Origin of the sequence: Lentilactobacillus otakiensis DSM 19908 = JCM 15040 (genome assembly GCF_001434145.1) — a bacterium.
Lineage (GTDB): Bacteria > Bacillota > Bacilli > Lactobacillales > Lactobacillaceae > Lentilactobacillus > Lentilactobacillus otakiensis.
Genome location: NZ_AZED01000013.1, coordinates 122953 through 135208, shown reverse-complemented (window position 1 = coordinate 135208; position 12256 = coordinate 122953). Strand labels below are relative to the sequence as shown.

The following is a 12256-nucleotide window of genomic DNA, read 5'->3' as shown; positions in this document are numbered from 1 at the left end:
GTGAACATCATGAGTCAGATAATCGTTGTTAAAATTGGTGGGAACGCCACCAATAATCTTACAGAAGAATTCTTTGAACAATTACGAATTTGGCGCCAAATGGGCAAGCAAATTCTGATCGTCCATGGCGGTGGCCCACAAATTTCCGAATGGAGTACTCAACTTAATTTGTTAGTCAAAAAAATCAATGGCATTCGTGTGACCAGCCCACAAACTTTGAAAATTACGCAAGCGGTTCTGCTTGGATTGGTCCAACCAACACTGTGTCGGCAATTATCCGCTCATGGTCTCCCAGTCGTTGGCATGAATGCAACTGGGCAGCCGGTCGCTTTTGGCGAATATCTGGATCAATCAATTTATGGCGAGGTTGGTAAAGTGACGGCTATCAATCAAGATTACATAAAGGAAGCTTTGGCAAATGGAATTGGTGTTTGTGCGCCAATGGCAGTGACCGAAGCTGGTAATTATCTCAACGTCAATGGTGATGTAGCCGCCGCTGGGATTGCTCGTTTATTGGGCGCGGAAAAGCTGTACTTGGTTACTGATGTGCCCGGGGTAATGGTAAATCGTCACGTGATTGATCACTTGAGCCTCAAAAAAGCAAATCAATTATTTGAAGCAGAGGTCATCAAATCAGGAATGCAGCCAAAAATTAAAGCTGCTTTCGAGGCATTAAAGCACGGCGTTAAAGAAGTCGAAATCACTAATCAACTGCAGCATTCAGGAACCAATTTATCAGTTGAGCAGCTCGCAATTTAAAGGAGATCAAATCTATGGAACATATTTTTCCAACATATGCCCAATACCCGATGGAAATTGTTTCGGGGCATGACTGGCATTTAGTCGACAGCAATCACAAAGAATATTTGGATTTCACCAGTGGCATCGGAGTCTGCAGTTTCGGCTACAGCAATGATTGGATTGAGCAAAGTGTCATTAATCAATTAGGTAAAATTTGGCATACTTCCAACTTATATCCCAGCCAACTGCAGGATGATGTCGCCAATGCCCTGTGTCCAGAGGGGATGCTGGCATTCTTCTGTAACTCCGGCACCGAAGCCAACGAAGCAGCTTTTAAATTAGCTCGAAAGGTGACTGGTAAGGCGAAAGTCCTCGCATTCAACAACGGTTTTCATGGCCGGACCTATGGGTCGATGTCTTTGACTGGAAATCCGGATATTCAGGCTGGGTTCAAGCCCTTAGTCCCTGAAGTTAGTTTTGCGGATTACAACGATCCGAATGCTTTAGACGCAATTACCGATGACTTGGCGGCTGTGATTCTTGAAGTGATTCAAGGTGAAGGCGGCGTGGTTTCCGGCAATGGTGAGTGGCTGCAAAAAGTTGCCGCAAAATGTCACGAGCAAGGGGTCTTGTTGATTATTGACGAGGTCCAGACTGGAATCGGCCGAACCGGGATGAAATTTGCCTTTCAAAACTTCAATTTGGATCCGGATATCATTACCTGCGCGAAGGCATTGGGCAATGGGTTGCCAATTGGTGCCATGTTGGGTAAGAAAGAACTTGCCTCAGCCTTTGGACCTGGCTCACACGGAACAACCTTTGGTGGCAACAAGATTGCCCTGGCATCAGCCAAAGCGGTTTTGGAACAACTCACACCAAGTTTTCTTGAAAATGTTCAGAAAAAATCACAGGCTGTTTTTGCAGCAATCAACCAAGAGGTGAATCCGTTAGCGGTTGTTGACAGTGTCAGTGGTCTTGGCTTGATGATTGGCATTCATTTGAATCCCACGGTTAAGGTTGCAGATGTCATTGCCCAGCTACAAGATGAAGGCCTGCTTACGCTGTCAGCCAAGCACAATACGTTACGTTTGCTGCCACCACTGGTGATGAGTGAGTCAGATTTGCTGGCAGGGATTGATCAGATTGCGGATGCTTTGGCGAACGTGGCTGTACAAGTGAAATCAGAATCAATTTAAAATGTGAAATAAGTGTGAATATATCTCAGATAGTCTTTACACGTCCCTTAATGACAAGTATCTTTAAGATAAGATTTTGCATTGAGAGAGGTGATTGGCTTGAAGACGGTGAAGTATTTCCTGAGTTATTGTTGGTCGCTGGTGGCCGGCGGGATTGCACTATTGTTGATTTACTTTTATGATGGAGCGCTGATATTACCCGACTGGTACACCAAGGGGAGCCTGCGGATGGTTTTTGGCTTCTCGTGGTGGGACTGGTATTTTCTGGTCAACCTGGTGCTGATTTTGCCAATCGTGAGAGTTTTCATGAGACACGCATATCGCCAGGACTCAGTCGAATTTGAGACGTATAAGGATAAGGCGCTGCGTTTGCATCATGAAGATGCCCAAGCCAACCACAAGAACCGGGCCTGGTCAGCCAATGGTGTGACTGCCAACCCATGGGAATATCAGTATTCACAAACTCAGTCGTACAAGAGTGCGTCTGATTTTGGCTTCAACATTACCAAGAACCTGTTGTTAAACATATTGACCATTGCCTTTGGCCCAATCCTGTTGGTTTATGAACTGATAAAAAATAGACAAACTAAAAGCCTGTAGCTTCAGCTTAAATGCTGGGTTGCAGGCTTTTCGTTTACCTAGTGAATTGTTCAATTTAGTTCAGAGGTGCAGTCGTCTTCATCAACTCGGCTGGCCAGAGGGCGAGGAGATGGCCATAGCCTTGCGAATCAAATGCCAGACACTCCCATTCTCGTTTGGACTGGAAGACGGAATAGTTAACGTCATCCGGAGTTGCGGTCCCAGCAACGAGTTTATCAATTGGAATCGAAGTCAACACATCATCTGAGACGACATAGATTCGGTTATTGACATTATTGAATGCCACTCCTTGGTTCGGGGAGCCACCACGGGTCTTCAGCTTTTCAGGTGCAGCGGCGAATTTGACGCCGTTTTCATCAAGCCGACCATAGAAAATCATATAGCCCATGCCATTTTTTCTGCCCCAGTAGGCGTTCCCGTTCTTATCAAATGCCAATGTGTGCAGCTGAAGATTGCCTTTGGTCCCTTGGAACATCTTGAAATTATACTGACGGATGGGGTCCATCGTATTGGGATCGATTTCCAAAACGTTATTGTTTTCATCGCGGTTCCGTAAGTCGGTCAACGTATTGTCTTCAACCAGATAGAGATGCTTATTCTGGGGGTTGAAAGTCAACGTCTGCCCATGACCGATATCGACCTGTGGGCTCAACTGAGCAGTTTCAGCCACTTCGATGTTTTTGAACAAGTCTGGATTTTTGGATTTAATCTTGTCAATTTGACTCTGGGCGATAGCCAGTTTCTTTTCAAGGGCAGCTGCTTTTTTCTGATCAGCTGCGGATTGGGTTGCATTTGATTTGAGAACTGCTGTTAAATGTTTCTTAGTCGCGCTGCTGGCCTTCTTGAATTCAGACTGGGCGGTTCGTTTGGCGTTTCGGAGGTCATTGATATCAGACTTCACGGTTGCCAGTTGGCTGGAAAGTGATTTGACGGTCTTGAAAGAATCCTTCATTGATTCATAAAGGTCGTCATATTGGTTATTATGCGCAATGCCATCTTCGGTATACGGATTGAAATAGTTGAAGGCTTTCCACAAGGCCATTGGATCATTTTCCAAACCTAGTTGTTTTAATTTGTTGGTATTAAATTTAATAATCACGCCGAGATTGGTATCACTTCCGTTAGATTCCACAAAGTACACGTTACCGGAATCATCCAAGGCAACACTTTGAAAGTTGCCGTGTTGGTAATCGGTGACGTTAAAACCGTCTGGGAGGAACCATTGAGTTTTAAACGAGTTCGCGGTGGTCGTTGTCGCCGAAGTAGTGGCAAATGTGTCACCGGGGTTGTCCACATTTGGATCGATGGTTCCCTGATTATATTTTCGATCCATGTTACCAACGGGAGAAGTGTTATTGATATCTTTGAGGTCGCTTGACTCATAGTTGGTTAAGACGTTGCCGGCATTGACTTGGGGAATTGATTTGGTGGCGCCGGGGACGTCAATGATATCAGCCTTGGCATTTCCGGAAGTCGCAAACAATCCTGCGGCGGTAAAGGCCAGTGCAAATGCCACAACGGTTTTTAAAGGTTTATTCATGCTTATCTAGTCCTTTTCTTAAATTGTTGGTGTGCCTGATTACTGGGCATCATAAGTGTAGTAAACAGCTAGTGAATTGTCGGTTGGGTTTTGTTTGGCTGACTTTGCTTGATAGGTGATGGTCTGCCAATCAATTGACGCTTCGCCATTGCCATTCTTGGTGAATACGGGGTACTTGGGCGAATGAAGGGTTGACCAGCTGCTGGTCTTGAGGTTGTTGGTTACAAAGCTCAAGTCCGATTTATTCAGTGAAGCAGTTTGACCTGAATCAACATATTGCATTTCTGCTGCGGATTTAAAATCAGCGTTGATTTTTGCCAGGGAGTCAGAACTATACTTTCCTAACGCTTGCTTGAAGTTACTGAGGTTGCTTGCAGACATCCCGGCAATCGCTGCAGCACTCAATTGGCTGTATGTCGGCTTGCTGCTGCCACCAACATCCGGAAATTCCCAGCTATTGTTAACGTATGGTAGGCTGGTTGCGGTGAGCTGTTGAGTGTTGGCACTGTCATCTGACGCTGCGGTAGCATATAACGCAAAATTAGTTGAGTTGGCTGATTTGCCAACGTTGACTGAGACTGAACTGCCGAATTTAGCTTGAGCCAAGGTGGTCTGCTGGTCGTCAGATAAATGCTCGTTGTTCAAGATGTAGCCGGTACCTGATAAAGCAGAAGCGGCCAAAGCGTTGATTTCAACGACATCATTGTCATCCATTGACCATTTGCCCGCCTTTTGGGTGCCAAGGGTGGATCCCTTTTTGGCCGGATCATCGGCATCTGTGTTGACATAATCGATCGATTTAATGACTTTCCCGGAACTCGGGTCGGTAAAATTAATTCGGACGGCGTTGTCGGCAATTGTGGTATCAGTATTGGCGGCTTTGAGATAAACTGAACCGCCGAATTGGGCTTTGGCAAGGTCAGCAATCTGATCATTTGATAAATCAGTTAGTTGATAACCAGAATCTTTGAGCGCGGTTGAGATGTTAGTCAAAATCGTTTTTTGATCCGTGCCGCTTAGTGAAGGCGTTCCAAGTGTCTGGCCTGATTGCGCACCATTCCGGGCGTAATCCACCGTATCAACAACAGCATTGGCACTGTTGACAATGTTGATCCGAACAGCATTGGTTGGAATTGAGTCGGCAGTCTTAATCGTGAGGGATGCTTTATGCCCAAATTTCGCCTGGGCGAGGAAACCGGCTTGATTGGCTGAAATGGCGTCTAAAGTGTACCCGGTTCCTTGCAGGGCTTGGCGGACGGCCACTTGGATGTTTGCCAAGTCGTCATTGCCCAGGGTCCACGAAGTGCCATAAGGAACGCCTAGTGGTTGATCATATTGGGCGTTGGCATCAGTGTAATTAATATATCGGATCAAGTTACCTTGCGAATCCACCAAGTCGATTCTCAGGGAATTGTTTGGTATCGGTGACTCTGCTTGCCGAAGCCCTTTATAGAGGATCCAGCCATTTGACCGGGCATCGTCCGAGTTGATCGCACTAATGTGGACCCAAACATCACCCTCACGCGTTCGGGTGCCCATATCGTCGATCTTAAAAGTCGTGTTGGCGTATTTCACCGAATCGCCAATCTGTTTGCCAGCTCCATAGGTCGTATTAAGTGGTGCTTTGTATGTAACCGTTTTGCCGTCGTTTTGAAAACCTGGTGCGGCAATCTTAAACGTATAGTTACTCAGATTAGAAGGCATGCTGGTTTGACTGAAAGTGGTAAAGTTTTCCAAGCCACCTTTGAATTGACCAGGTTTCTTCCCACCGTAAATCCAGCCGCGGTATTTGCCGTCAAATGAGGTCACTTTGTAGTAGACAGTGCCGTTCTTGGCGGTTGCCTGCCGATAAGCAGCAAAGTTATCGCTGGAAGACTTCGAAGCAGCCAACCCTTTTAAAATGCTAGTCGATGCGACGACTCGAGCGCCTTTGCTCACCCTTGGCTTGGAGTAAAGAGCGGATGTCCCAGTGAATGTGACACTTCTTTTGCTCGCTTTACTGGTCAACGAATGTTCTGACACAATTTGGCTCTTGCTGTTGGCATGAGCAGGTTGGACAGACACACAACTCACCCCAAGCATTCCCAGCGCCACCGCTGAGATAAAAATCGAACTTTTCAACTTAACAATCATCAATTTCATCTCCATGAATTTTCAAGAATTTGTTCCTGTGATTTCATAGTATCGTGAAAACCTGGATTTGAATTGAAGTTGGTTAAACCTTTACGTGTCATTTACAGATATTTTACAGAGTGCGACTCGGAGCGGGAATAACCGTAAGCTAAGGGAAGGATGTCGAAAATCGAGTTTGATTTTTGATATCCTTCCCTTAGCTGCAGGTTATTGCTCCGAGGAGCACGTTTTCACAAAATAAAAGGAGTGCTCCAAAAAACAAAAAAGGCCCAAAGACAAACGTCTTCAGACCATATAATCTACAAATTAAAATTACTTATACTTAACGGCTGTCCCATACGCAGCCACTGACTGCATGTCAGCACCAATTGAACCAGAGTCAAACCGCATCATGACCACGGCATCTGCACCCATTTCAATGGCGTTTTGCTTCAAACGGTCAACCGCAACGTTTCGAGCTTCGTCCAACATTTTGGTGTAGTCTTTGATTTCACCACCGACAATGTTTTTCAAGCCGGCACCGATGTTTCGGACAACGTTTTTAGATTGGGTTGTGAGTCCAAATACTTCACCAATCACGTCGTATTCTTTTCCAGGGATGTGTTCAGTCGTTGAGATAATAAAGTGATCTTCAGCCATGATTAATTCCTCCAATTTCTTTTCTGAATCTGCCATAAGTATAGCGTAAATTACGGATACAACAAGCATTATATAAGAAAACCCGCCGAACAGAAGTCCGACGGGATGCATTTGTGAGACGCTAAATGTGGTTTAGAAAGATCGTCATCACCATGCGTAAATATTATAACGTGGTTCCAAGTTATTTACAAAGCTAAAATGTAACCGTTATTTTGAAGCGGTCTCAGTAACCTTGGCTTCTTGTTCTTGAGCAGCTTGTGCCAAAATGTTCAAGTAGTTGAACGGACGGTCAAACTGTGGCTGGAATAACATGTCAACCATTGCCAAATCATCGATCGTGTTTTCATTTTGGATACATACGGAAAGGGTGTTGGCTGATTGTGAAACATCATAGGTGCTTAATAATGAGCCGCCCAGGATTCGACGTGAATCTGGATCGTAAACTAATGACATCAAGACCGGGTCAGTAGTTGGCATGAACTCTGGACGATAGTTATCAGTTACGATGACTTCGCGGGCGTTAATGCCTTGTTCTTTTGCGGCAGCCATGGTCAAGCCGGTTGAAACAATTGTCTTGTCATAAAGTTTCAAGCCAGATGATGATTGGGTTCCCATGTATTTAACGGTTGGCTTTTCAATGTTCTTGCCAACTAAAACTCCTTGGCGAACGGCGTGGTTGCCAATGGAATGTAAGCCAAACCGTGAGTTGGGTTGTAATGAACCGCAACACTATCACCGGCACCATAAATGTCAGGATCGGAAGTCTGCATGTATTCATTGGTAATCAAAGCACCGTTGTCGGTCATTGCTAATTTGCCTTGGAACAATGCGGTGTTGGGACGGAAGCCGACACACAAGACAACCAGGTCAGTTTCGTATGAACCCTTGGTCGTCTTGATGGTAACAGTGTCATCACCTGAGATTTCAGTTACTTGTTGGTCGAGGCCGAGAGTAACGCCGTGATTAGTGAAGTCTTTTTCAACAACGTCGGTAAATTCCTTATCAAAATACTTGCTCATGATGCGGTCGGCACCATCCAGCAAGGTAACTTCATGGCCCTTTGTGTTGTAAGCTTCAGCTAATTCGGCACCAATGTAGCCGGCACCGACAATTGTGATTCGTTTCTTTTCTGGGGCAGTTTCAAATAATTCTTGGGCATGATTCCAGTTCTTACAAAGGTAAACGTTCTTGTTGTCAACACCTTTGATTGGTGGAATAACTGGCCATGAACCGGTGGTAGCGACTAATTTGTCATAACTATCTTCGAATTTTTGATCATTTTCCAAATCAGTCACTTCAATGGTTTTGGAAGCAGGGTTAACATTAGTTACTTCATGATGCATCTTAACGCTGGCGCCTAGTTTTTTAAGTTCGTCTGGGCTAGAATAGAACAAGCCTTGCGGATCCTTTACATGTCCCCCGAGATATAAGGCGATTCCGCATGAGAGAAACGAAATGTTGTCATTCTTTTCGTAAACAGTCACCTGTGCGTCTGGGTGTTCTGCTAAAATAGTTTTGATGGCAAAGGTGCCTGCATGAGTACAACCAATAACTGCAATTTTCATATTAACTTCTCCTCTGTTTTATAAAAGATTCACAAGCAATGCTTGTACTTACATATTACAAGTTGTGCAAGCGATGTCAAGAGCTTGACATTGGCATTTATCCATATGAAAATCCGTTCACATGCTACGGTTGTTGTCGGAATAGGATTTATAACGCAGGCGAAATAGTTGTACACAACATAAAAAATATTTTTTGGGAGGCTATTTTGAAATTTTCCTGGACAGTCACTAAAAACGATCCACAATCATTAAAAAAATTTCTAAACACCAAGGGGATCAGTCATCGAATGTACAAACGAACTAAGACAAATGGCGGTTCCTTCCTGATCGGTGATCAGCCAGTCGATGGCACCGTATCACTTCATGTCGGTGATCGGGTCGTCGTCAAGCTGCCTGCCGAAGTCAGTGACCCAAACGTTGCCGTCAGTCATGGCCCAATCAGAATTCTTTACGAGGATGACAATTGGCTGGTGGTCGATAAACAAGCCGGACTAACGGTGGTTCCCGGACCGGCGAATCGGGATGACACCTTGGTCAACCGGGTCAAAGGTCATTTGATGAGCGAACGCGCTGAAAATTTAGTTCCCCATATTATTACGCGATTGGATCGGTTCACCAGCGGGATCGTTTTGATCGCCAAGCATCAATTAGCCAATAGCTTGGCAAATGAACTCTTAGCTGCAAAGCACCTTCATAAAAAGTATCAGGCAGTTGTCGCAGGCGTTGGTCTGCCGGATCATGATCTGATTGACAAGCCGATCGCCAAAGATCCGGAAGGGTATGGGCAAATAATCAGTCCCGAGGGTAAATCGGCTCAAACCGAATACTGGGTCAATCGTGCCTTGGCAGACCGGACTTTGGTTGATGTAGTCCTTCACACTGGCCGAACCCACCAAATTCGGGTCCATTTCGCCTCAATCGGCCATCCGTTGCTCGGCGATGAGTTGTATCATGGACCGATGAATTTTGGGATTAACCGTCAGGCACTCCATGCAACCGAGTTAAGTTTTGAGGATCCATTTTCAAACAGGGGGTTGAGCTTTAAATCCCAACTCCCACAAGACATTTCAGCCGTCCTTGATTAGAAGAATACTCATATTGTGCACAAATGAACATTGTAAGATCAATGGTTGGATAACTTATGCAAATTATAAATTAGAATTTGATGAAAGCGAGTTCATTTCCGTTGTGTTTTCGTCTCCTTCTGGTATAGTATGGGTATTAACTTAAGGAGGAGACTAGATATGTCTACCAATGGTGAATCGGATCAGACGGTTCAAAAAATTATTGCTGAAATGGAAACTAATTTGTCTGTATTAACATGGATGAAGGGCGCAGAGGAAGACAAAGAAACCCAAGAGCATATTCGTGCTTTGAAGGCTGCTTTGTTGAAAGCAAAATCAGATTTAATTAAGGCATAATGTTTCAGGCTTTGGTTAGGCTCTAGTTTTAGACGACTATTAAATGATTTTAAAAGAATGTCTTACTGATATAATAATCGGTAGGACATTCTTTTTTACATACATATTAGGGAGGGGTAGAGAACATGGCAGAACCTAAAACAGCAATTTGCTTCATTGACCATCGTGAGCACATGATCATTGATGGCCGGTATCTTAGAGATTTGGAACCTGCAACCAGAAACTTGATCAAGGGGGATTATCCAAAAGCCAAGGTGACCGATTTTATTTGTGACCATGATTTGTTGAAATACCAATTGATGAGAGTTGACGGCATGGTTAACTCGGATGTCAAACAAACCAAGAAGATTAATCGGCGACTCACCAAAGCGATGCAGAGTGACGACTATGATATTGTTGATGTCAACGACAACTTGGCTAAAAGTTTGACGTTCGGTCAAAAGGTTTCGGACGCCGTTGCCCGTTTCGGTGGTAGTTGGGGTTTCATTGGTGTTTTCACATTTGTGTTAGTGACTTGGATGTGCATCAACGCATTGCATTTATTTGGAATGAATTTTGACCCGTATCCCTTCATCCTCTTAAACCTGGCACTGAGCTGTATTGCCGCGATTCAAGCGCCAATTATCATGATGAGTCAAAACCGGGCTGCCGACCGTGATCGAATGAGTTCTGAAAACGACTATCATGTGAACCAAAAATCTGAACATGAACTGAGAATCTTACATGCCAAGCTTGATAATTTAACGCAAAATCAATTGCCACATTCATTGGAAATCCAAAAATTAGAGATTGAAATCCTTGGCCAAATCCGGACTGAACTTGACATGCTGCAGCGCAATCAGTTGGGCAATCCTAAAAGTGATTTGAATGAAAGCAACGATCAGGATCATGAAAACGATTCTGAAAAAGATCAGTAAATTAATCCCCAGTTTTGACAATAAATGAAAACTTCAGTAATATATGATGTAACATACTAAAGATTGTTCATTTATTAGGAGGATTTTTTTGATAACCGTTAGAGAAGCACAGCAAGATGACGCCGGCCAGATAGCCCCGTTAATTGATATTATTTTTGATGAAATGGAACTTGATGAATTAGAAGACGTTCCCGAACCTGGATTAGCCAAGGTCATCACGAGGGCTTACCAGACAGACACGTATCTGTCGAGTAAGGCATCCACCGTGGTGGCCGAGGCCGATGGCCAAGTTGTTGGGGTTGTGTTTGGTTACCCCAGCGAAAACGAGGACGATATCAACAAGGTTCTGATTAATTTATCGAAGAAGAGTGCCGATTTTAAAGAGCCATATATTCCTGATTCCGAAACCAATACCGATGAATGGTACTTGGATTCCATCGCCGTTGATCCTAAATGGCAGGGCCACGGTATCGGCAGCAAGTTGCTTGCAGCCGTACCGCGCATGGCATTGAATGATGGCAAATCAGTGATTGGCTTAAACGTTGATTTCGAAAATCCTGAAGCAAAAAAATTATATGAACGTAAAGGGTTTAAGACTGTTGGTACCCAAATGATTGGGGACCACTTGTATGACCATATGCAAAAGGCTGCTAAACAACGTAGCCTACTTTATGTTTAAAGATATTAAGGAGCTGGAATTTTTAATTCCAGCTCCTTTTTTGTCACATATAGTTGACACAATGTGCTAGCCGCTTTATATTGTTAATGACATATATATGTGACAAAAGGACAAAGGAGGCCTGCTAATTTGAACAGGGTCAGGGAATATCGGAAAAATCGGGGACTTTCTCAGTTCGCCTTGGCTGAGAAGGTAGGTGTTGCCAGGCAGACCGTTAATTTAATTGAAAACGGCAAATATAATCCGTCACTCAAGCTTTGTATTAGTTTGGCTGAGGAGTTGGGCACGGACTTGAACACGTTATTTTGGAAGGTGGATGAAACCAAATGAAAGAAAGTATCTTGATCAAAATCATGCGTTACTTCTTCAGCATTCGTGGGGTGCTGGATGAACATAATCTTCGGGAGGTTAATAAGGTCGCAACAAATGCGTTTATGTTTTTATGGATCTATACAGCAGTTGCAAATGGGGCGTTGCTGATAGTTTCTGATAAGTTTCTGACGCACTCTACACTCATTTGGTTTTTGTTTGTCAATCTGATCATTGCTTTGGGTGGCGTGAGCCTTTACGTGACCCGAAAAATTTCAAAATTGAAATTAAATTATCGTGAAGTATCAGTCGAGGAATATCCGAAAGCTGTTCATCAAGCGATTATTCATGGCGCATGGTTTGGCATTATTTATGGCATTTTTTGTTATTTCATGATGGCAAGAATTCAGGGATTATTTTCACTCTTCACGATATTGTTTACCCTGTTTATTGTCGTGATGGGTTGGACATCTGATACCCAAAAAGAAATTGGTCATATTGTTAAAGTTGAATAGG

The 12256-nt window shown here is 44.0% G+C and carries 12 protein-coding genes and 1 pseudogene; 9 read left to right on the top strand and 4 right to left on the bottom strand.

All coding sequences use genetic code 11. From position 1 onward, the window contains the following. Positions 1–9: 9 nt before the first annotated feature. The 3 genes from argB (at position 10) to FD05_RS06635 (ending at position 2537) form a co-directional block, all read left to right on the top strand. Entirely contained in the window at positions 10–759 is a 750-nt protein-coding gene (argB, locus tag FD05_RS06645; RefSeq protein WP_020281063.1) for an acetylglutamate kinase, read from the top strand. Between the two features lie 14 nt (positions 760–773). Beyond that, positions 774–1937: an acetylornithine transaminase gene (locus tag FD05_RS06640; protein WP_020281064.1), complete on the top strand. Its 1164-nt coding sequence runs from the start codon at positions 774–776 to the stop codon at positions 1935–1937. A 90-nt stretch (positions 1938–2027) separates the two neighbouring features. Then, positions 2028–2537 (top strand): hypothetical protein, encoded by a 510-nt coding sequence (locus FD05_RS06635; protein WP_020281065.1) that lies wholly within the window; start codon positions 2028–2030, stop codon positions 2535–2537. 55 nt (positions 2538–2592) lie between these two features. On the opposite strand, the gene FD05_RS06630 is transcribed toward FD05_RS06635, so the two are convergent. The 4 genes and pseudogenes from FD05_RS06630 to FD05_RS06615 all read right to left on the bottom strand — a co-directional run bounded on the left by FD05_RS06630 (position 2593) and on the right by FD05_RS06615 (position 8414). After that, positions 2593–4077: a hypothetical protein gene (locus FD05_RS06630; protein ID WP_020281066.1), complete on the bottom strand. Its 1485-nt coding sequence runs from the start codon at positions 4075–4077 to the stop codon at positions 2593–2595. Between the two features lie 39 nt (positions 4078–4116). Continuing rightward, positions 4117–6210, bottom strand: coding sequence for a hypothetical protein (locus FD05_RS06625; protein WP_039932795.1), 2094 nt, complete (start codon positions 6208–6210; stop codon positions 4117–4119). A gap of 312 nt (positions 6211–6522) precedes the next feature. Next, positions 6523–6849, bottom strand: a complete 327-nt coding sequence (locus FD05_RS06620) for a heavy metal-binding domain-containing protein (protein WP_039932796.1) — start codon at positions 6847–6849, stop codon at positions 6523–6525. A 207-nt stretch (positions 6850–7056) separates the two neighbouring features. Beyond that, positions 7057–8414, bottom strand: a pseudogene (locus tag FD05_RS06615) (FAD-dependent oxidoreductase). Between the two features lie 206 nt (positions 8415–8620). Between FD05_RS06615 and FD05_RS06610 the strand changes: the two are divergent. From FD05_RS06610 to FD05_RS06590, 6 genes are all read left to right on the top strand, one after another. Beyond that, entirely contained in the window at positions 8621–9499 is an 879-nt protein-coding gene (locus tag FD05_RS06610; RefSeq protein WP_020281071.1) for an RluA family pseudouridine synthase, read from the top strand. Positions 9500–9658: 159 nt separating this feature from the next. After that, positions 9659–9835, top strand: coding sequence for a hypothetical protein (locus tag FD05_RS11775; protein ID WP_020281072.1), 177 nt, complete (start codon positions 9659–9661; stop codon positions 9833–9835). Positions 9836–9960: 125 nt separating this feature from the next. Continuing rightward, positions 9961–10752, top strand: a complete 792-nt coding sequence (locus FD05_RS06605; RefSeq protein WP_020281073.1) for a DUF1003 domain-containing protein — start codon at positions 9961–9963, stop codon at positions 10750–10752. An 88-nt stretch (positions 10753–10840) separates the two neighbouring features. Next, a complete protein-coding gene (locus FD05_RS06600; protein WP_020281074.1) occupies positions 10841–11431 on the top strand; it encodes a GNAT family N-acetyltransferase in 591 nt (196 codons plus the stop codon). 129 nt (positions 11432–11560) lie between these two features. Continuing rightward, positions 11561–11761, top strand: a complete 201-nt coding sequence (locus FD05_RS06595) for a helix-turn-helix transcriptional regulator (RefSeq protein WP_039932798.1) — start codon at positions 11561–11563, stop codon at positions 11759–11761. Then, positions 11758–12255, top strand: coding sequence for a DUF3278 domain-containing protein (locus FD05_RS06590; protein WP_020281076.1), 498 nt, complete (start codon positions 11758–11760; stop codon positions 12253–12255). The genes FD05_RS06595 and FD05_RS06590 overlap by 4 nt, the downstream gene beginning before the upstream one ends. Position 12256 lies beyond the last annotated feature (1 nt).

Bases quoted from the DNA above. Each gene is read 5' to 3' on its own strand.
- argB (WP_020281063.1), top strand. From the start codon at position 10: ATGAGTCAGATAATCGTTGTTAAAATTGGTGGGAACGCCACCAATAAT.
- FD05_RS06640 (WP_020281064.1), top strand. From the start codon at position 774: ATGGAACATATTTTTCCAACATATGCCCAATACCCGATGGAAATTGTT.
- FD05_RS06630 (WP_020281066.1), bottom strand. From the start codon at position 4,077: ATGAATAAACCTTTAAAAACCGTTGTGGCATTTGCACTGGCCTTTACC.
- FD05_RS06625 (WP_039932795.1), bottom strand. From the start codon at position 6,210: ATGATTGTTAAGTTGAAAAGTTCGATTTTTATCTCAGCGGTGGCGCTG.
- FD05_RS06620 (WP_039932796.1), bottom strand. From the start codon at position 6,849: ATGGCTGAAGATCACTTTATTATCTCAACGACTGAACACATCCCTGGA.
- FD05_RS11775 (WP_020281072.1), top strand. From the start codon at position 9,659: ATGTCTACCAATGGTGAATCGGATCAGACGGTTCAAAAAATTATTGCT.
- FD05_RS06605 (WP_020281073.1), top strand. From the start codon at position 9,961: ATGGCAGAACCTAAAACAGCAATTTGCTTCATTGACCATCGTGAGCAC.
- FD05_RS06590 (WP_020281076.1), top strand. From the start codon at position 11,758: ATGAAAGAAAGTATCTTGATCAAAATCATGCGTTACTTCTTCAGCATT.